Here is a 19,048-nt window from a genome sequence, read left to right as displayed (position 1 = left end):
TCGGCAATGGTAAAACCCCGGTCGCGGGGCGACCGGGGCAGGCCGGATGTCCGGTGGAAAATCACGGCGGTGCCGGGGCTTAACGGCAGACCTTCACACGCTTGACGATGAGGTTGCCCCACCGGTCGTAGCGCTTGATCTTCTTCCAGAAGCAATGGCGGTGGTGGCCGTAATAGTGGCTGACATAGCCGCCGTGATGGCCGCCCCAGCCGTGGCCGCCACCGAAGCCGAAGTAGAAACCGCTCGCCTGAGACGGGGCTGCGAAGGATACCGCTGCGATGGTCGCGACAACGGCGGACATGAGGAATTGGCGCATTTCAGTCTCCTCTCTTCCAGTGAAGGGATGAACCATTTCATCCGTAGGATCACTGTCGCACGAGGGACTGGGCGGCGCTGTTTCGGGTGGAACAGGCCTTACCGGTCGAGTTCGGGGTAGTAGCGCTCCATATTGCTCGGCCGCAGTTTCTCGCCGATCAAACAATCGGCGTCGGTTCCGGCGGTGCGGATGAGGCGGGCGGGCGGTTCGGCGCCGGAGACTTCCAGGATCAGCTTGCGGCGGATAGCGATGGCGAAATCCTCGGGCTCCTGCACCGGCAGCACGAAGGCGCCGGGTCCGCCGATGACGCAGTTGGAATAATAATCGTCGAGCGAACCGTAGGCGGCCGAGGGGCGGATCATGATGGCGAGGCCGTTGATGATGATGCCGAGTGCGGTCGCGGCATCCCGTGCCGGTGTCACCGGCGGGCCGAAATTATTGGGGCCGTCGCCGGAAACATCGATGACGCGGCGCATGCCGGAATAGCTGTTGGCATCGAACAGTTTTGCGCCATAGGCGATGGCCCCGGAGATCGACGTGCCGCGGCGCGTGGCGATCGGGCGCGCCTCCAGCCGTGCGGCGAAGGCATTGGCCTCCTCGGGGCCGGATATGATCTGCCAGGGCAGGTGCGAACTGTCTTGAATCGTGCCCGCCCATTCGAAATAGCTGATGGCGATGCGGCCGGTCAGGCCCTCGCGCACGGCATTTACGAAATCGGGGTGGCGCAACGCGTCCACATAGCCGGCGCGCTGCACCTGCGCTTCTTCGAGGTCCATCGAGCCGGAGACGTCGACTGCCAGCACCAGTTCGACATCCACCTCCTCTCCGGAAGCAGCGGCGATCTCGGCACCCGCCGTCAGGCTCATCAGCAAGGTAAGCGTCGTCAGCATGACCATCACCCATCCGTGCACAACCCATTCCATAAGTGGTGCACGATGGACGGTTGAAAAGGGCATGCGGTCTTCAAAAATCGGTGATGTCCGGCGAATAGCGTGCGGGCCGCATCCGTTGCCTCATGACCCGCGGCTGCGGGTGTCGAACAGGACTTTCCGCTTCGGGCAGAGAACGGGTCACATGGGTTTCAAGGATATTTTCGCGCGGTTTCGCAACAGGATCTCCGGCGCGGGCGCCGTACCGGCGACACCGCTTTCCCCGGAAGAGCAATTGGTCCGCGACTACGACCTCTATCTGGTCGATCTCCATGATGAGTTGCCGAGCCTCATTCCGCAGCGGGATGGCATGCGTGCGACCTGGCGCAAGGGGGATTTCGAGGCCTACCAGCGGGCTTTCGAGGCGGCACGGGCAAGCGGTATCATCGCGGAAAACGGCAAGCCGCTCTATCTGCTCGTCAAGGACTGGTTCCTCGAGCCCTTCATGGCGCTGCCGGATGATGAGGCGGCCGCGCCGGAGCATGAAGACATGCTGAAACCGTTCCGGGATTTCTTCCATCGCAGCCCCTCGGCCTTTTCCGCCGCCACCTATGCCGATGCCCTGCGCGTCACCGCCTTCGTGCGGCGTGGCACCGGCTGGGGGCGCGATGTGCGGGCCGACCAATGGCAGGGTTATGAGGCCTTGCTGAAGGAGGCCGACGACGTGCTCGACGGCCATGCCGATCCTGAGAATTTCAGCTGGCGGATCAGCGACTATCGACGCTCGGCCAACGAGGGCGATTTCGAAACATTCAAGGCGCGCTTCGAGCAGGCCTGGCTGCTCGACCGCTACAACATAGACCTTTGCCGCTCGCATGCCCGCATGATCATGCCGCGCTGGCTCGGCCGTGACGCGCAGGATCTCGAAGATTTTGCGCGCCGCGCCGCGGAGCGAACGAAGGACCGTTTCGGCCTCGGCTTCTATGCGCTGATCCAGCAGGCGAACACCGATGTCGGCGATCATGAGCTTGCCGACACGTTGTGCGATCCCGACCTGGTCAAACAGGGTTTCGAGGACCTGCTCGACCGTTTTCCTGCACCCAGCGTAATGAACCTCTATGCCGACACGCTGGAATGGATGGGCGACACCGAAGCGCTCGCCGACCTGCTCGAAACCCGGTTTCGGGTGATGGTGCCGCAGATATGGTATGGCGAAACGCGCAGCGACCAGATGTCTTATCTCTTCGCCACGTTGCTTGAAGCGGCGGAGGTTCTGAAAGGGCGAAAGCCACGCTAGCTGCGGGCGAAGCGTCCGCTACGGCGTCGTCAATTGCCGGATCGCCATGCGCTTGTAGGCTTCGACCAGTGCATCACCCTCCGGCCGCGCGACCGAGACGGCAAGGCGCATCGTCGCTTCGCCGAGATGCATGACGAGCAGGGCCGTTGCGTCGATTTTCTGCGGATCGCCGGCCGGCTGCAGTGCCTTCAACCGATCGGCAAGCAGCGCGCCGTTGCGACGGCTTTCCTCCACCTCCATGACGCGCAATGCGCCGTCCGCCTGTACGGCGGACCAGATGTCGCGAATGACGGGTTCGCCGAGGAAGATCGCGTAGTAGGTGTCGATCAGCGCGGCGAAGGCGGTGGCGAGGTCGTCCATGCTGGTCACGGTGGCGAGGCCTTCGGCGATGCACGCGCGGCTGTCCTCGTTGCAGCGTTCGGCCAGCGCCCGCACCACGGCGCTCTTGTCCGGAAAATACTGGTAGAGCGAGCCGATCGAGATACCCGTGCGCTGGGCAAGTTCGCTCATGCGCAGCGCATCGCTGCCCGTTTCGGCAATGATCTGCGTTGCATTGGTAAGGATGGCGTCCACCCGTTCGCGGCTGCGCTTCTGGCTCGGCGCGCGGCGCATCTGTGTGTCGTTCATCGCTTTCTCCAAGGCCACTCAAATCTGCTTGACAAATACGAGGATTCCTCACATTTTGCAAACATGAGGATTACTCATGTTTTGGAGGTAAGCAAATGACACGCATTCTGGTTCTGGGTGGCGAGGGCAAGACGGGACGACCGATTGCCGAGCGGCTGCGCGAAAAGGGGCATGAGGTGCGGATGGGTTCGCGCTCGGCGGCGATCCCGTTCGATTGGCGCGACGCCTCCGGCTGGCCGGCGGTACTGGAGGGCGTCGAGGCCGTCTACATCGCCTATCAGCCGGACCTCGCCGTGCCGGGCTCGGACGACGATATTCGCCGGCTCTCTCGCCTGGCCGCGAAAGCGGGTGTCACGCGCCTCGTGCTGCTTTCCGGCCGTGGCGAGGATGCCGCGGAAGTGAGCGAGGAAGCGATGAAGGAGGCCGGCATCGCCTGGACGGTCCTGCGCGGCAGCTGGTTCTTCCAGAATTTCAGCGAAGGCCTGTTTGCTGAGCCGATCCTTGCGGGTGACCTCACGTTGCCTTCCAGCACCGTGCGCGAACCCTTTGTCGATACGCGCGACATCGCCGACGTCGCTGTGGCGGCGCTGACGGAGGAGGGGCATGCCGGCAAGACCTATGAATTGACCGGCCCGCGTCTGATGACCTTCCGTGAGGCGGTTGCCGAATTTTCTGCGGCCGGCGGGCGCGTGGTGACCTATACGCCGGTCACGATCGACGCCTATGCTGCCACGCTGCGCGAGGCCCGGATGCCGGAGGATGTCATCTGGCTCGTCACCTATCTGTTCGGCTCGGTGCTCGACGGCCGTAACGAGACGCTTACCGGTGACATCGAGCGTGTGCTCGGCCGCCCGCCGCGCGATTTTGCAGATTTCGCCCGCGACGTTGCTGAAACCCGTTTCTGGAGGACCTGATCATGGCAAGCGCCTTTCCCATCCTGACCTTTCTCGCCATCCTCGCGACGGCGCTGAATGCCGGTCTGTTCTTCATCTTCTCCGTCTGCATCATGGCTGCCTTCGCGCGCCTGACACCGGCGGAGGGGGCGGCGGCGATGAACGCCATCAATGTCGTCATTCAGAACCCCTGGTTCTTCTCTGCCTTCTTCGGCGGCGCGCTGCTGTCGCTGGTGCTGGCTGTGCTCGGCTTCATGCAGGGTGGGGCTGGCGGGCTGATGGCGGCGGCGGGCGGTATCATCTTCCTCGTCGCGGTCATCGGCGTCACGATCGTCTTCAACGTGCCGCTCAACAACGCGCTGGCCGTAGCCCCCGCCGGCAGCGCCGAACAGGCAGCCCTCTGGCAGCGCTATCTCGATGTCTGGACGATGTGGAACCATGTGCGCACGCTTGGTTCGCTCGCCGCGGTCGGGCTTTTCGCGCTGGCCTTCCGCCAGGGGCTTTGAGGCGGGCTGGCGCTATTCTGTCGGGCCTGCTAGCTCTTCTGTCAGACGAACGCCGGAGCCGACCTTGCAGGACATTACCGCCCTTTCCGCCCTTGCCCTTTCCGCCGCCATTTCCGAACGCCGGCTCGACTGCCGCAGCGTGATGGCGGCTTACCTTTCCCGCATCGCGGCGATCAATCCACAGATCAATGCCATTGTCAGCCTTCGTCCCGAAGAGGAATTGCTGGCCGAGGCGGAGGCAGCCGACCGGGCACTGGCGGCGGGGGAGTATCGCGGCTGGTTGCACGGCATGCCTTTTGCGGTGAAGGATCTCTCCGAGGCCAAGGGTATCCTCTGCTCCTTCGGCTCGGCGAACTATGCGGATTTCGTGCCGGACTATGACGACATTCATGTCGAGCGCATCCGCGCGGCGGGCGCCATCATCATCGGCAAGACCAACGCGCCGGAAATGGGCCTCGGCTCGCACAGCTACAACCCGGTCTTCGGCGTGACCCGAAATCCCTACGATACGGGCAAGAGCGCCGGTGGTTCCTCTGGTGGCGCAGCGGCAGCGCTTGCGGCACGGCTGGTGCCGGTCGCCGATGGCAGCGACATGATGGGATCGCTGCGCAATCCCGCCGGCTTCAACAATGTTGTCGGTTTCCGCCCGTCCTTCGGCCGGGTGCCATCGCTGGGCAACGAGCTTTTCCTCGGCCAGCTCGCGGTGAACGGCCCGATGGGGCGAACCGTCGCCGATGTCGCCGCATTGTTCGCGACGCAGGCGGGGCACGATCCGCGCGATCCGCTGTCGTTGACCGATGAAACGCTTTCGCTGGATGCGCATCGCGACCTTTCCGGTGTCCGCATCGGCTGGCTCGGCGATTTCGGCGGCTATCTGCCCTTCGAGCCCGGCGTGCTGGAATTGTGCCGCGCCTCGCTCGATGTCTTCCGCGGGCTCGGCTGCACGGTCGAGGAGGTTGCGCCCGGCTTCGACATGGCGCGGCTGTGGCAGACCTGGCGCACGCTTCGCCACTTCCTCGTCGCGAACGGTCAGGCGGCGGATTATGCCGATCCGGCACGGCGGGCGCGCATGAAGCCGGAGATGATCTGGGAGATCGAGAACGGCCACCAGCTTTCCGCCAAGGACGTCTATGCCGCCTCGCTGGCCCGCAGCGACTGGCACCGCTATGTCGCTGAGCTCTTCGAAACCTACGATTTCCTCATCCTGCCCTCGGCGCAGGTCTTTCCCTTTGACGCCGAGCTGGACTGGCCGAAGGCCATCGACGGGCGGGCGATGGATACCTATCACCGCTGGATGGAGGTGGTGATCGGGCCGACGCTGGCGGGACTTCCTGTCGCCGCCATGCCGGCCGGTTTCGGGACGAACGGGTTGCCGGCGGGTATCCAGATCATCGGCCGGGCACGAGCCGACCGAGACGTGCTCGCGGCGGCAGCAAGCTACGAAAGGGCGACAGACTGGCTCGCCCGGCATCCCCAATTCTAGGGAGGCGAGGCGGTCGGACACGCCAGCGCCGCATTCTCGTGACAGGCAGCCTTGCCGGATGTTGAGGACCTTCCGGCGGACTCCTTCAAAAACACGAGGCGCCGTTTAGGAATTGCTTACCATATTTCGTCATTCTTTGCTCGTTCGGCAGAGGTCCGGCGCAGGTCGCGCCACTCGCCGCCAGCGTAACGGCTCTCGGAGTGTCATCTCCGCGGCCGCGTCGAGTAACGAGTTTCGGGTAACGAGTATCATGGCGTCTGTGTACGAGTCCGCGCGTTCCGCGTCCAAATCCCGTCGGGTCCGTTCCGGGGGTATCCTTGTCAGCGCATTGCTTGCCTGCGGCGTCATCGCCGGATCCGCCTGGGCCATCGTCTCGACGCTCGGCGCGATGCAGGAAGCGGCATCCTCGCTTTCGGAAGGTAAGAAGGCGATTGCCGCTTCCCTTCACGACAAGTCCGTGGTGACGGCGAGGGAGCGTGTCGAGCGCACCATCAAGATCGCGAAATTCTCCCGGCTCTCCCAGCCTTCGGAAAGCGAACGCCGCCAGAAGCAGCTGACAGCCGAAGCGGTCCAGATCGCGCACCAGCGCCGGATTTCCATCCAGCTCGCCTCCGCCGTCAAGCGGGAGAAGGCCAAGGCGGCCCTCATCGAGGCTGCCGTTGCGCGTGCCGAGCGCTCCGTCGAGCAGGAAAAGGCGATTACCGGCCAGCCCACCATGGTGACGGCGTTGCTTCCCGACGAATCCGCTCGCAAGGAAATCCAGCCCTTCGGCCTCGTCATGCAGAAGCCGGAGACGGAAGAGGAGAGTATCCTCAGCGAAATCCCCTTGCCGGAAGCCAAGCCTGCGCTTGAGACCGTCACCATCGAGCGCAAGCCGGTGGAAGAGAAGCCGGTCGCCCGTACCAAGCGCGACAAGCAGGACGACAAGGAAGACGTCGCCATTGCGAAGCCCGAGCGCTCACTTTTCAACGATTTCTTCAAGAGCAAGGGCAGCGCAACGGGTTGGCCGGGCAAGGGCACGAAGGTGGCGATCTACGACGTCTCCAATGCGACCGTCTACATGCCCGACGGCACGAAGCTGCGCGCCCATTCCGGCATCGGCAAGATGCGCGACAATCCGGACTATGAGCACGTCAAGATGACGGGCCCGACGCCGGCCGGCATCTACCGCCTGAAAATGCGCGAACGGCGCTTCCACGGCGTCGAGGCGATCCGCATGACGTCGATCGACGGCCGCGACCCGAAGAACCGCACGGGGCTTTTGACGCACACCAATCTGCTGCGTGGCCAGAAGGGCTCGCACGGCTGCGTCGCCTTCCAGAACTACGAACCGTTCCTGAACGCCTTCAAGCGTGGCCACATCACCATGATGGTCGTGGTGCCGGAACTGCCGTCGTCGCGTACACGGCTCGCGGCCCTCTACCGCAAGGCCGGCGCCTGACGGCGTCGGGTGGGCGTTGGCGCTATCGTCTGCTGGCCAGTGGCCTCGGCGCGACGCACACATCCCCGTAGGCGATGACCTTTCCGGTTCGCCTCGCATAGATGTCACACAAGAGAATGTGCTGGTAGGCGTAACGCTGGTCGTTATAGGCGGCCTTGATCTCGCACTTTGCGGTCTTCGCCATGCAATCGAGCGGCGCACGTAGCAAACCGAGCGCCATGCCGATAATCCCGTGCTGGGCGATCGGGCGGCCACCCTTGAGTTCGTACGGATTTATCCCGTAGGTGGCGAGATTGGCATTGTTGACGTGGGAGGCCCGCGATTTTCCCATGAACGCGCGCAGGCGCGAGAGAATCTCGTGTTTGTCGTAAATTTCCACCACGGTCGTCCCGGTGAAGCCCCGGCAGGACCTGTCGCCCTCGACGAATGAACTGTCGAACACCACGGCCGACACCCGATCGAAGCATTTCGCGAGTTGTATGGAGAGGCCACCGCCAAGCGAGTGGCCGGTTGCGACATAGACGACCTTCCCGCGGCCGAAGGTTTTTTCAGCGAACGCACGCACGTTCGCGAACTGCGTTTTTATTGCGCGATACTGATTGGGTACGGGCAGAGCGCGCGTGATCAGATAGGCATTGGAGAACGCATCGCGTAGAGACGGTCCGTCCGTGCCGCGCACCGCGACGATGACGAATGTGCAGCGGCGCGTTTTCTTGTAATAGGTGTCGAACACCAGTCCCGTCAGCCCGTCGTTGAACCGGTGGCTTCCTGCGTTCCAGTGCAATCTGTGCCAGCCGATGCGCTTAAGCTTGTCGGCGGGGAGGAACGACAATTGCTTTTCGTAGTCCATATAAGCGTCGAAACTTGCCGCCGCGAACGGGCCGAACGCTGTTGCGACAAGATTGGCGTTGAAACCCCATTTTCCGTCATACACATCGTCGACGGGTATGATGGGGCGCTTGCAGCTTTCGAGTTGCCGGATGTTCGCCGCCGCGATCCCGGGCAGGACGAGAATGACAATGGCAAGGATGAGAATTTCCAGAAACCGAACCATCGTGCCCCCCCGATCCTTTGGTCAGTATCCGGTATGAAAGGCGGACTTGTCGGCTTCGTCAATCTCATAAGTTGTGCTTTTGGCTTCTCCCACAGCCTGCGCAGGCTCCTGATCGGCATGTATGCGGATTTTTCTGGAATGTCGTTTGAAAGAATAGCTTGGTTTAGAAATCTCTAAGAAATTTGGGGAAAATTTTGCCAACGCCTTCCAGTGTGCTTGAAAAGCCGCCTTTATGTTGGGGATTTCTGTGACCGCTTTCGATTTTGGAATGGATGCCCGTGCCGTGCTTGCCGCGATGAACCGCTCGCAGGCGATCATCGAATTCGACCTGACAGGCAAGATCCTGCATGCCAACGAGAATTTTCTGCAGGCCGTCGGCTACCAGCTGGGGGAGATTGTTGGCCAGCACCATCGCATCTTCGTTGAACCTGCAGAAGCAGGCTCTGCAAACTATGCGGCTTTCTGGGCTCGTCTTGCCGAAGGCCACTTCGACCAGCGCCAGTACAAGCGTATCGCCAAGGGCGGCCGTGAGATCTGGATCGAGGCGTCCTACAATCCCGTCTTCCGTGGCAGGAAGCCCTACAAGATCGTGAAATTCGCAACCGATATCACCGCTGTGAAACAGAAGGTGCTGGAGGACGAGGGCAAGCTCACCGCACTTGGTCGCGCGCAGGCGACTATCGAGTTCACGCCGAAAGGCGACATCCTGACGGCGAACGAAAACTTCCTCTCTGCGCTCGGCTACGACCTGTCCGAGATCGTCGGCCGTCACCATTCGCTGTTCTGCGCGCCGGACTACGTGGCGAGTGCGGAATACAAGCGCTTCTGGCAGCAACTGGCCGAAGGCCACTTTGTTTCCGACCAGTTCACCCGCATCGCCAAGGGTGGCGGCAAGGTCCACATCCAGGCCTCCTACAATCCGATCTTCGATGCCAACGGCAAGGTGTTCAAGGTGGTGAAGTTCGCCACCGACATGACGCAGCGCGTGCGGGCGATCGAGGAGATCGGCGCGGGCCTCGGCCGGCTTGCCGAATGCAATATCCGCATGACGATCGATAACCAGTTCGTGCCCGAATTCGAACCGCTGCGCCGCGACTTCAACAACTCGATCGGCGCCTTCCAGGAAACCCTGTCGCAGGTGCTCGACCAGACGCATATGCAAAACCGCAGCGGCCAGGAGATGCGCAAGGCAGCGGAAGATCTTTCCGAGCGAACCCGCCGGCAGGCTGTCGCGCTGGAAGAAACGGCTGCGGCGCTGACGCAGGCGACCGTCGCCGTGCGCTCCTCGACCGATCGCACACGGGAAACCCGCAAGCTCGTGCAGGATGCCCGTGCCTCTGCCAACACCTCTGCCAATGTCGTGAACGACACGGTGAGTGCCATGCAGCGGATCGAGTCGGCCTCAAGCGAGATCAGCCAGATCATCGGCGTCATCGACGAAATCGCCTTCCAGACCAACCTCTTGGCGCTCAATGCCGGCGTCGAGGCGGCACGAGCGGGCGAGGCGGGGCGTGGCTTTGCTGTCGTGGCTCAGGAGGTGCGCGAGCTTGCGCAGCGCTCGGCCAAGGCCGCGCGCGAGATCAAGACGCTGATCACCAATTCCAGCGCCGAGGTACAGGACGGTGTGCGCCTTGTCGGCGAGACCGGTCGAGCATTGCGTGAAATTGGCAGTTTCGTCGAAGAGATCGACCACAATGTCGACGCCATTGCGACGTCTGCTGCCGAGCAGGCGAGTGGCCTGGAGGAAATCAGTGCTGCCGTGAGCGACGTGGATCGCATCACGCAGGAAAACGCTGCCATGGTGGAGCACACCACGACCACCAGCCAGTCGCTTGCCGAAGGCGCGATAACGCTGAGCGAGCTGGTGAACCGCTTCCAGCTCAACCGCCGCGCCCTTCGTCGTGATGGAAGCGAAATCTGGACGCCGGAGGAACGCGCCGTCCGTCTCGGCGGGATGCGCAAGGCATCCTGAGACCCTTGATGACGACGGGGCCGCTTTCGCGGTCCCGTCAGACCTTTTCGACGAAGCCGTCCAGCACGCGCTTTTGGCCGGCGCGGTCGAAATCGATCGTCAGCTTGTTGCCCTCGATCGACGCCACATTGCCATTGCCGAACTTGGTGTGAAAGACGCGGTCGCCGATGGAGAATCTCGACGGCTCGGTCGTGGTTGATTTTGCCACCAGCTCGCCATCGATGGTGCGCGAACGCGGCCCGGACTCACCATAGCCGATGCGTTCCACCGCATGGCCGGAGCGGGAGCCCCAGTTGTCGCGGGTCGCATCCGTGCGGTTCGTCTGGGCACGACGCCAGCCAGGCGTCGAATAGCTGTTCTGGAACGGCTCCTGCTTGTCGAAGCGCGATTGACCATAGCCGCCACGGCCGTAACCACCGTAGGATTGCTCGACCTCGGCCACTTCGACATGCGCTTCCGGCAATTCGTCGAGGAAGCGCGATGGCAGCGTCGATTGCCAGAGGCCGTGGATGCGGCGGTTCGAGACGAACCAGATGTGGCAGCGCCGTTTGGCGCGGGTGATGCCGACATAGGCGAGGCGGCGTTCCTCTTCGAGACCGGAGCGGCCGCCCTCGTCAAGCGCGCGCTGGTGCGGGAACAGGCCTTCCTCCCAGCCGGGCAGGAAGACCGTTTCGAATTCGAGACCCTTGGCCGAGTGCAGCGTCATGATCGACACGGCATCGAGGTCTGCGTTCTGCTCGGCATCCATGACGAGCGACACGTGATCCAGGAAGCCGCGCAGCGACTCGAAGGCCTCCATCGAGCGGATGAGTTCTTTCAGGTTTTCAAGGCGTCCCGGGGCTTCGGCCGATTTGTCCGCCTGCCACATGGCGGTGTAGCCGCTCTCGTCGAGAATCTGCTCGGCAAGCTCGGTATGCGGCATGGTTTCCAGAAGCGATTGCCAGCGGCGGAAATCGGTGACGACGTCGAACAGCGCCTTGCGCGCCTTCGGCTTCAACTCGTCGGTCTCGATGATATCGGCGGCGGCGGCCAGCATCGGTATGTCGCGGGCGCGGGCATAGTCGTGCAGATTGCGGATCGTCGTGTCGCCCAGGCCGCGTTTCGGCGTGTTGACGATACGCTCGAAGGCGAGGTCGTCGGCCGGCTGGCTGACAAGGCGCAGATAGGCCATGGCATCGCGGATTTCGAGCCGCTCATAGAAGCGCGGACCGCCGATGACGCGGTAATTCAGGCCGAGCGTGACGAAGCGGTCTTCGAACTCGCGCATCTGGAAGGAGGCGCGCACCAGGATCGCCATGTCGTTGAGCTTGTGTTTCTGGCGCTGGAGCTGCTCGATTTCCTCGCCGACGGCGCGGGCTTCTTCTTCGGAATCCCAGGCCGCATGCACCACGACCTTGTCGTCATCCGGATCGTGGCGGTCGGTGAAGAGCGTCTTGCCGAGACGATCCTCGTTGTGCGCGATCAGGTGGCCGGCGGTGCCGAGAATATGGGCGGTCGAGCGGTAGTTGCGCTCGAGCTTGACGACTTTCGCGCCCGGAAAATCCTTCTCGAAACGCAGGATGTTGTCCACTTCCGCGCCGCGCCAGCCATAGATCGACTGGTCGTCGTCACCGACGCAGCAGACGTTCTGCGGCGTGCCCTTGGGGCGTTGCGCCAGGAGGCGCAGCCACATGTACTGGGCGGTGTTGGTGTCCTGGTATTCGTCGACGAGGATATAGCGGAATTTCTGGTGATATTCGGCCAGCACGTCCGGATTGGCGCGGAGCAGGCGGATCGGATGCAGGAGCAGGTCGCCGAAGTCGCAGGCGTTCAGGGTCTTCAGGCGATTCTGGTAGGCGCTGTAGAGTTCGCGGCCCTTGCCATTGGCGAAGGCGCGGGCGTCACCCTCCGGGATCTGCGCCGGGTCGAGGCCCTTGTTCTTCCAGCCGTCGATCATGCCGGCGAACTGTTTTGCCGGCCAGCGCTTGTCGTCGATGCCTTCGGCCTGGAGGATCTGCTTGATCAGGCGCACCACGTCATCGGTGTCGAGGATCGAGAAATCCGAGCGCAGGCCGACAAGTTCGGCATGACGGCGCAACAGCTTCACGCCGATGGAGTGGAACGTGCCGAGCCAGGGCATGCCCTCGACGGCGCCGCCGACGAGGAGGCCGATGCGCTCCTTCATCTCGCGCGCGGCCTTGTTGGTGAAGGTCACGGCAAGCAACTGGCTGGGGAAAGCGCGGCCGGTGGCGAGAATATGGGCGATACGCGTCGTCAGCACGCGCGTTTTGCCCGTACCGGCGCCGGCGAGCACCAGAACGGGGCCGTCGACCGTCTCCACCGCTTCGCGCTGCTCCGGATTGAGGCCGGAAAGATAGTCCGGCGCCCGGCCGGAATCCCGTGCCGCCATCGCGCGCGCAGCAATGCCGCCACCGGCCGGTTTCGCCGGCGCTGCGGGTTTCCTGGCGAGCTGCGGGTCTTCGTCGAAGAAGGGAATGTCGTCGTAACCGCTGATCATGCGGCTCAATGTAGTGATTCGGGCTCGAAAGACCAGTTTTCTGTTCTGCTTTTATTCCCTACGAGGAAAGGAAACCCCGAAAGAATGTGGAAAGCGACGCCCGTTCAGGCCTTTGCACGGTCGGCATCGAAGACATTGTCCACGGGCAGTTGAAGGGCCGTCGCAAGCTGGTTCGTCTTGCCGGCGAGCGAGACGACGGCGAGCAGTTCGGCGTACTGCGCATCCGTCATGCCCTTCGCCTTGGCGGCGGCGGTGTGGGAGTGGACGCAATAGCTGCAGCCGTTTGTCACCGAGACGGCGATGTAGAGCATTTCCTTGACCAGCGGATCGAGTGTGGACGGTGTTGCCATGACAGCCTTCACCTCGGCCCAGGTGCGCTCCAGAAGCGCCGGATCGAAGGCGAGGTAGCGCCACATATTGTTGACGAAATCCGACTTGCGGGTGGTGCGGATGTCGTCGAACACCGCCTTGACGCGCGGATCTGCTTCGAGGTCTTCGGCGGGCTTGACGGTGCTCATGGTTTCTCCTGGAGGAAAGGCCGGCGGAAAATCCGCCGGCCGATGTCGTTTAGACCAGCGCGATGACGCGGGACGGGCCGCCCGTGCCGCCCCGCACCTTCGGTGCGCCGACGATGAGTGTCGCGCCCTTGGCCGGGAGCTCATCCAGATTGGCGGCAGCTTCAAGTCCCCAATGACCGGAGGCAAGCCAGGCATAGTGCGTGGCGAAGTCCGGCGAGATGCCGTAGTCGAGCGACAGCGTATCGACGGCGATGCCAACGGCGCTCGAGTTTTCCGCCAGATACTGCACGGCTTCGACATGGAAGCCCGGAAAGTGCATCTTGCCCTCGGCGTCGGCATTGCGGAATTTGTCCGTGCCGAGGTGCTTGCCCCAGCCGGAGAGGAGCGCCACGCAGGCCTTTTCCGGCAGGTCGCCATTGGCGGAAATCCACGCCTTGATGTCATCCGGCGTCAGCTGCGCATCCGGATCGGCATCGGCCTTCGCGCGGATGTCTATGATGGCGAGCGGCACGACGAGGTCGGAGACCGGGATTTCGGCAACCGACTTGCCGTCTTCGGAAAAGTGCAGCGGCGCATCGAGATGCGTGCCGGTGTGTTCGTTGACGCGCAGTTCGAACAGATTGAACTTGTGGTCCTTGTAATTGAACTTCTGCTCGCGCCAGAACTGCTGCTGTCCGAAAAAGGTCGGAAATTCTTCGTAGAGTTCGTGTGTGAGGTCTGTCGCCTTCGTGGGCGCCTGAGCCAAGGCCGGGCTTAGTGCACCCGAACTTGCGGCGGCAACGGTTGCAGCCCCCGCGGCGGCGGCGCGGAAAAAGCTTCTTCTCGAAAGCATGCGGTTCTTGACGGATTCGATGACGCAGACGTCACACATGGATTTCCCCCTGTCGGTCAATGCGTTGATGAAAGAATACTGAAATAGGCTTGGCCACGCGGGCCATGGAAACGGTACCACAAGCGCAGGGATGGTCCAGTCACGACCATGCTCGCGAAAGGAGCGGGAAGAGAAGATTTCTCCACGTTTTCTTACATTTCGGTAACAGAGCGGCCCGCCAATCTTACATTTCGGTAATGATCCGATTCTTTCATTGCCGGTTCATTTCCAAAGCAGGATACTTGCTCTATGCCGCATCTCGACAGGTGTCGGTTCGCTTTCATCGGAGAAAGATTGCATGCGGGTTTGGAAACAGCTCCTCATAAGCCTTGGCGTTATTTCGGCCGGGGTTTTGCTCTGGGGCCGCTTCGTGCCTGGGGCAAACGACATGCTCAAGGCCGCAGGCCTGCCGGGCACGCTCGTTGCCGCGATCGCTCCTGCGAGCGAGGGGCAGGCGGAAGGTGGACAACAGGGCGGTCGGCGCGGCGGCTTTGGTGGCGGGCCGGTGCTCGTTGCCACGAAACCTGTCGCCATGGCCGTGGTCAACGACCGGCTCAACGCGATTGGCAATGGTGAGGCGATCCGCACCGTCACGGTGACGCCCTATGCGACCGGCAACCTGACGGACGTGCTGGTCAAATCCGGCGACCGTGTTGAGCAGGGGCAGGTCATCGCCCGTCTCGACAGCGACGAACAGCGCATCGCCGCCGACCAGGCGCGCGTGGCGCGCGAGAGCGCGGATCAGAAGCTGAAGCGCATCCAGAACCTCAAGTCCTCCATGAGTGTTGCGGAGTTGCAGGATGCCGAAACCGCGTTGAAGGCGGCCGAACTGGTGCTGCAGAATGCCGAACTGACGCTGCGCCGGCGCGATATCATCGCGCCCTATGGCGGCGTGGTCGGCATCATCTCGGTCAATTCCGGGGATTATGTCACGACGTCGAGCCCGATTGCCGTCATCGACGACCGTTCGGAGATCCTCGTCGATTTCTGGGTGCCGGAGCGTTTCGCAACGAGCGTGCGTGTCGGCGGCGATGTCACCGCGACAGCCGTCGCGCGGCCGGGCGAAACCTTCACGGGCGAAGTGCAGGCGATCGACAACCGCATCGACCAGGAAAGCCGGACCCTGCGCGTGCGCGCCCGCATCGACAATCCCGACGATGTGCTGCGTGCCGGCATGTCCTTCCAGGTCAACATGCTCTTCGCCGGCGATTTTTATCCGAGCGTCGATCCGCTCGCGGTTCAGTGGAGTTCGGACGGTTCCTACATCTGGCGCGTGAATGGCGAGAAGGTCGAGCGCGTGCCGGTCCATATCGTCCAGCGCAATCCGGACAAGGTCTTGGTCAAGGCTGCGCTTGCCGAGGGTGACGCGGTCGTGACCGAAGGCGTGCAGACGCTGCGGCCCGGTGGCGCGGTGCGCACCGCCGAGCAGCAGGACCGGCAGGCGACGTCCGCCGTGGCGGAGGGCTCGTAATGTCGGGGGACGCGAACGGGCTCGACACCTCCGGCAAGGCAGGCTTCACCGCGCTTTTCATCCGTCGGCCGATTTTCGCGCTCGTGCTCAACACGCTGATCGTCGTCGCCGGGCTTGCCGCCTTCAACGGCGTCGAAATCCGTGAACTTCCTTCCGTCGACCAGCCGGTGATCAGCGTGTCCACGGAATTCGAGGGCGCTTCGCCCGAGACGGTCGACCGCGAGCTGACGGATATCGTCGAGGGCGCCGTCTCGCGCGTGCAGGGCATCAAGGACATTTCCTCGCAGTCCTCCTTCGGCCGCAGCCGCGTTACCCTGCAATTTTCCGATACGACGGATGTCAACCAGGCGGCGAACGACGTGCGCGATGCGCTTGGCCGCGTGGCCAACCAGCTCCCGGACGGCGCCGAGGAGCCGCGCGTCGTCAAGGCGGATGCGGACAGCCAGCCGATCATGCGCCTGGCGCTGACTTCTGACAGCCAGTCGCTGGAAGACCTGACGCTGCTTGCCGAAAACGAGATCACCGACAGGCTCGCCTCCGTCGAGGGCGTCGCCGACGTTGTCGTCTATGGCGACCAAGAGAAGATTTTCCGCATCGACGTCGACCAGTCGAAGCTGGCGGCGCGCGGTATCACGGTGGCGGACCTGCGCAACGCGCTGGCGACCGCATCCTTTGACGTGCCCGCCGGTTCGCTGAAGAGCCAGAGCCAGGATATCACGGTGCGGGCGACGGCCGACCTCACCACGCCGGCCGACTTTGAAAACCTGATGATCAAGAACCGGGTGCGTCTCGGCGATATCGCTATGGTGACGCTCGGGCCGGACGAAGGCTCCACCGCGTTGCGGTCGAACGGGCGGCAGGGCATCGGGCTCGGCATCATCCGTCAGGCGCAATCGAACACGCTTGATATTTCCACCGGCGTGAAACAGATGGTGGCGCAGTTCGGCACCATCCTGCCGGAAGGCACCGAGATCAAGATCACCAGCGACGACGCCGTCTTCATCGAGGGCGCGATCCACGAAGTCGAGATCGCGCTGGTCGTTGCCGTGCTGATCGTGACGCTTGTCATCTATCTCTTCCTGCTCGACTGGCGGGCGACGCTGATCCCGACGATCAGCATGCCGATCGCGCTGATCGGGACGATCGCCGCGATTTACATGGCCGGCTTCTCCGTCAACATCCTGACGCTTCTCGCCATCGTTCTCGCGACCGGCCTGGTGGTGGACGACGCGATCGTGGTCCTGGAAAACATCGTGCGGCGGCGGGCCGAGGGCCTGAAACCGCGCGCGGCGGCGATCCTCGGCACGCTCGAAGTGTTCTTCGCCGTGATTGCGACGACGGCGACGCTGGCCGCCGTCTTCATCCCGCTCTCCTTCCTGCCGGGTCAGGCAGGGCGGCTCTTCCGCGAGTTCGGCTTCGTGCTGGCCTTCGCCATTCTGCTCTCCTCGTTCGTCGCGCTGACACTGTGCCCGATGCTCGCCTCCCGCATGCTGACGAAGGACGTGAAGCACGATCACACGGGCGTGCTCGCCCGCATCGGGGGCGCGGCGTCGCGTTTCTATCGCTCGACGCTGAGCGCCTGCCTTGGCGCGCCCTTCATCGTCTTCATCGTGGCGCTGCTGTTCACCGCGGCTGGCGCGACCTCCTTCTTCACCATCAAGTCCGAACTGACGCCGAGCGAGGACCGGTCGATGGTGATGCTGCGCGTGAACGCTCCGCAGGGTGTGTCGCTCGAATACGCGCAGGACCAGATGAAAGTGATCGAGAACAAGCTCCGCCCGCTCTACGACAGCGGCGAGATCGTCAACGTCTTCTCGATTTCCGGCCAGGGCGGATCCTCCAACAGCGGCTTCATGGTGCTGACGCTGGCGCCCTGGAGCGAGCGCGAACGTGCCCAGCAGCAGATCGTGCAGGATATCAACCAGGCGGTCGCGACAGTGCCTTCGGTGCGCACCTTCGCCATGCAGCCGAACAGCCTCGGCATCCGCGGCGCCGGCAACGGCCTCCAGGTCGCGCTGGTCGGCAACGACTATACCAAGCTTGGCAATGCGGCGGCCGAACTCGTGCGCAAGATCGAGGATAGCGGCCGCTTCCAGAACGTGCGCCTGAATTATGAAGCCAACCAGGCGCAACTGTCCGTGACGATCGATCGCGAACGCGCCGCCGATCTCGGCATCGACATTACCGGTCTTTCCACCGCCTTGCAGGCGATGCTGGAAGGCACGAGCGTCGTTGATATCTATGTTGAAGGGCAGGCATACCCCGTCAAACTCTCCTCGACGACCCAGCCGATCAACGATCCGACGGATCTGGAAAACATTTTCCTGAAGACCGGCGACGGCAAGATCGTGCCGATGTCCTCCATCGCCTCGCTGGAAGAGAAGGCCGTCGCGCCGCAGCTTTCGCGTGAACAGCAATTGCGTGCCGTCTCGCTGTCGGCCGGCCTCAAGGATGGCCTGGCACTTGGCGATGCGCTGGCAATGGTGCAGGAGATGGCCGAACCGCTGCTGCCGGAAGGTTCGCGCATCATGCCGATGGCGGAAGCGGCAACGCTGCAGGAAAATTCGAGCGGCCTTGCCGTCACCTTCGGTTTTGCTCTCGTCATCATCTTCCTCGTGCTGGCCGCACAGTTCGAGAGTTTCGTCAGCGCCATCATCATCATGGTGACAGTGCCGCTCGGGCTTGCCTGCGCCGTCTTCGCGATGATCCTGACGGGAACGACGCTCAACATCTACAGCCAGATCGGGCTCGTCCTGCTCGTCGGCATCATGGCGAAGAACGGCATCCTGATCGTCGAATTCGCCAACCAGCTGCGCGACCGCGGACAGGATATCCGCAGCGCCATCGAAAATGCCTCGAACATCCGTCTGCGCCCGGTCATGATGACGATGATCGCCACCGTCGTCGGTGCCGTGCCGCTGGTGCTGGCAAGCGGGGCGGGTGCGGAGGCGCGTGTCTCGCTCGGATGGGTGCTCGTCGGCGGTCTCGGCCTTGCGACGGTCGTCACGCTCTACCTCACACCGGTTGCTTATCTGGTGATCGCCCGCTTTACGAGCCCGCATGCCGACGAGGAACGGCGCCTTGCCGCCGAGCTGCAACACGCCGAAACCCTTGCCAAGCGCGGCGACGACGCCCTGCCGCAGCCGGCAGAGTGACGGCCGGCAAGGTGCGGCGGAAATTCGGGTGATCGGATATTGCTGCTGGACAGCCGGGCGCCAATTTGCTGAGTAAAC

The 19,048-nt window shown here is 63.1% G+C and carries 15 protein-coding genes; 8 read left to right on the top strand and 7 right to left on the bottom strand.

All coding sequences use genetic code 11. The annotated features are described in order from the left end of the window. Positions 1–79 precede the first annotated feature (79 nt). Positions 80–316 carry a hypothetical protein gene (locus GR138_RS01595; RefSeq protein WP_160856859.1) on the bottom strand — a complete coding sequence of 79 codons (237 nt, stop codon included), beginning with the start codon at positions 314–316 and terminating at the stop codon, positions 80–82. Positions 317–414: 98 nt separating this feature from the next. Next, complete coding sequence (locus GR138_RS01590) at positions 415–1,206, bottom strand: DUF1194 domain-containing protein (RefSeq protein WP_160856858.1); 792 nt, start codon at positions 1,204–1,206, stop codon at positions 415–417. Between the two features lie 184 nt (positions 1,207–1,390). On the opposite strand from GR138_RS01590, the gene GR138_RS01585 reads away from it, so the two are divergent. After that, positions 1,391–2,482, top strand: a complete 1,092-nt coding sequence (locus tag GR138_RS01585) for a hypothetical protein (protein ID WP_160856857.1) — start codon at positions 1,391–1,393, stop codon at positions 2,480–2,482. 18 nt (positions 2,483–2,500) lie between these two features. Here the strand turns inward: GR138_RS01585 and GR138_RS01580 are convergent, their stop codons facing one another. Then, the gene (locus GR138_RS01580) at positions 2,501–3,109 is read right to left on the bottom strand and encodes a TetR/AcrR family transcriptional regulator (protein WP_160856856.1); all 609 of its coding nucleotides are present in this window, start codon (positions 3,107–3,109) and stop codon (positions 2,501–2,503) included. A 95-nt stretch (positions 3,110–3,204) separates the two neighbouring features. Here GR138_RS01580 and GR138_RS01575 point away from each other — a divergent pair, with 95 nt between their 5' ends. From GR138_RS01575 to GR138_RS01560, 4 genes are all read left to right on the top strand, one after another. Further along, on the top strand, positions 3,205–4,023 hold the full coding sequence (locus GR138_RS01575) for a Rossmann-fold NAD(P)-binding domain-containing protein (protein WP_160856855.1): 819 nt from the start codon (positions 3,205–3,207) through the stop codon (positions 4,021–4,023). Between the two features lie 2 nt (positions 4,024–4,025). Next, positions 4,026–4,508 carry an anthrone oxygenase family protein gene (locus GR138_RS01570; RefSeq protein ID WP_160856854.1) on the top strand — a complete coding sequence of 161 codons (483 nt, stop codon included), beginning with the start codon at positions 4,026–4,028 and terminating at the stop codon, positions 4,506–4,508. 64 nt (positions 4,509–4,572) lie between these two features. Then, positions 4,573–5,991, top strand: coding sequence for an amidase (locus GR138_RS01565; RefSeq protein WP_246200251.1), 1,419 nt, complete (start codon positions 4,573–4,575; stop codon positions 5,989–5,991). Between the two features lie 250 nt (positions 5,992–6,241). Continuing rightward, positions 6,242–7,432: a tlde1 domain-containing protein gene (locus GR138_RS01560; RefSeq protein WP_160856852.1), complete on the top strand. Its 1,191-nt coding sequence runs from the start codon at positions 6,242–6,244 to the stop codon at positions 7,430–7,432. Positions 7,433–7,454: 22 nt separating this feature from the next. Here the strand turns inward: GR138_RS01560 and GR138_RS01555 are convergent, their stop codons facing one another. After that, the gene (locus GR138_RS01555; RefSeq protein WP_160856851.1) at positions 7,455–8,486 is read right to left on the bottom strand and encodes an alpha/beta hydrolase family protein; all 1,032 of its coding nucleotides are present in this window, start codon (positions 8,484–8,486) and stop codon (positions 7,455–7,457) included. Positions 8,487–8,754: 268 nt separating this feature from the next. On the opposite strand from GR138_RS01555, the gene GR138_RS01550 reads away from it, so the two are divergent. Then, positions 8,755–10,458 (top strand): methyl-accepting chemotaxis protein, encoded by a 1,704-nt coding sequence (locus GR138_RS01550; protein WP_246200284.1) that lies wholly within the window; start codon positions 8,755–8,757, stop codon positions 10,456–10,458. A 37-nt stretch (positions 10,459–10,495) separates the two neighbouring features. On the opposite strand, the gene GR138_RS01545 is transcribed toward GR138_RS01550, so the two are convergent. The 3 genes from GR138_RS01545 to GR138_RS01535 all read right to left on the bottom strand — a co-directional run bounded on the left by GR138_RS01545 (position 10,496) and on the right by GR138_RS01535 (position 14,344). Then, a complete protein-coding gene (locus GR138_RS01545; RefSeq protein ID WP_160856849.1) occupies positions 10,496–12,955 on the bottom strand; it encodes an ATP-dependent helicase in 2,460 nt (819 codons plus the stop codon). A 104-nt stretch (positions 12,956–13,059) separates the two neighbouring features. After that, on the bottom strand, positions 13,060–13,473 hold the full coding sequence (locus tag GR138_RS01540) for a carboxymuconolactone decarboxylase family protein (protein WP_160856848.1): 414 nt from the start codon (positions 13,471–13,473) through the stop codon (positions 13,060–13,062). Between the two features lie 49 nt (positions 13,474–13,522). Then, positions 13,523–14,344 carry a cyclase family protein gene (locus GR138_RS01535; RefSeq protein ID WP_160856847.1) on the bottom strand — a complete coding sequence of 274 codons (822 nt, stop codon included), beginning with the start codon at positions 14,342–14,344 and terminating at the stop codon, positions 13,523–13,525. Positions 14,345–14,642: 298 nt separating this feature from the next. On the opposite strand from GR138_RS01535, the gene GR138_RS01530 reads away from it, so the two are divergent. Both GR138_RS01530 and GR138_RS01525 read left to right on the top strand, forming a co-directional pair. Then, complete coding sequence (locus tag GR138_RS01530) at positions 14,643–15,815, top strand: efflux RND transporter periplasmic adaptor subunit (RefSeq protein WP_160856846.1); 1,173 nt, start codon at positions 14,643–14,645, stop codon at positions 15,813–15,815. Further along, positions 15,815–18,970, top strand: a complete 3,156-nt coding sequence (locus tag GR138_RS01525; RefSeq protein WP_160856845.1) for an efflux RND transporter permease subunit — start codon at positions 15,815–15,817, stop codon at positions 18,968–18,970. The genes GR138_RS01530 and GR138_RS01525 overlap by 1 nt, the downstream gene beginning before the upstream one ends. Positions 18,971–19,048: the final 78 nt, after the last annotated feature.

It is taken from the genome of Shinella kummerowiae, assembly GCF_009827055.1.
Lineage (GTDB): Bacteria > Pseudomonadota > Alphaproteobacteria > Rhizobiales > Rhizobiaceae > Shinella > Shinella kummerowiae.
Note: the sequence above shows the minus strand (reverse complement) of the source record. Positions and strands in the feature narration are given on the sequence as shown.

Excerpts from the sequence above, each read along its gene's own strand:
- GR138_RS01595 (WP_160856859.1), bottom strand. The coding sequence starts at position 316 with ATGCGCCAATTCCTCATGTCCGCCGTTGTCGCGACCATCGCAGCGGTA.
- GR138_RS01590 (WP_160856858.1), bottom strand. The coding sequence starts at position 1,206 with ATGCTGACGACGCTTACCTTGCTGATGAGCCTGACGGCGGGTGCCGAG.
- GR138_RS01585 (WP_160856857.1), top strand. The coding sequence starts at position 1,391 with ATGGGTTTCAAGGATATTTTCGCGCGGTTTCGCAACAGGATCTCCGGC.
- GR138_RS01580 (WP_160856856.1), bottom strand. The coding sequence starts at position 3,109 with ATGAACGACACACAGATGCGCCGCGCGCCGAGCCAGAAGCGCAGCCGC.
- GR138_RS01575 (WP_160856855.1), top strand. The coding sequence starts at position 3,205 with ATGACACGCATTCTGGTTCTGGGTGGCGAGGGCAAGACGGGACGACCG.
- GR138_RS01570 (WP_160856854.1), top strand. The coding sequence starts at position 4,026 with ATGGCAAGCGCCTTTCCCATCCTGACCTTTCTCGCCATCCTCGCGACG.
- GR138_RS01560 (WP_160856852.1), top strand. The coding sequence starts at position 6,242 with ATGGCGTCTGTGTACGAGTCCGCGCGTTCCGCGTCCAAATCCCGTCGG.
- GR138_RS01555 (WP_160856851.1), bottom strand. The coding sequence starts at position 8,486 with ATGGTTCGGTTTCTGGAAATTCTCATCCTTGCCATTGTCATTCTCGTC.
- GR138_RS01550 (WP_246200284.1), top strand. The coding sequence starts at position 8,755 with ATGGATGCCCGTGCCGTGCTTGCCGCGATGAACCGCTCGCAGGCGATC.
- GR138_RS01545 (WP_160856849.1), bottom strand. The coding sequence starts at position 12,955 with ATGATCAGCGGTTACGACGACATTCCCTTCTTCGACGAAGACCCGCAG.
- GR138_RS01540 (WP_160856848.1), bottom strand. The coding sequence starts at position 13,473 with ATGAGCACCGTCAAGCCCGCCGAAGACCTCGAAGCAGATCCGCGCGTC.
- GR138_RS01535 (WP_160856847.1), bottom strand. The coding sequence starts at position 14,344 with ATGTGTGACGTCTGCGTCATCGAATCCGTCAAGAACCGCATGCTTTCG.
- GR138_RS01530 (WP_160856846.1), top strand. The coding sequence starts at position 14,643 with ATGCGGGTTTGGAAACAGCTCCTCATAAGCCTTGGCGTTATTTCGGCC.
- GR138_RS01525 (WP_160856845.1), top strand. The coding sequence starts at position 15,815 with ATGTCGGGGGACGCGAACGGGCTCGACACCTCCGGCAAGGCAGGCTTC.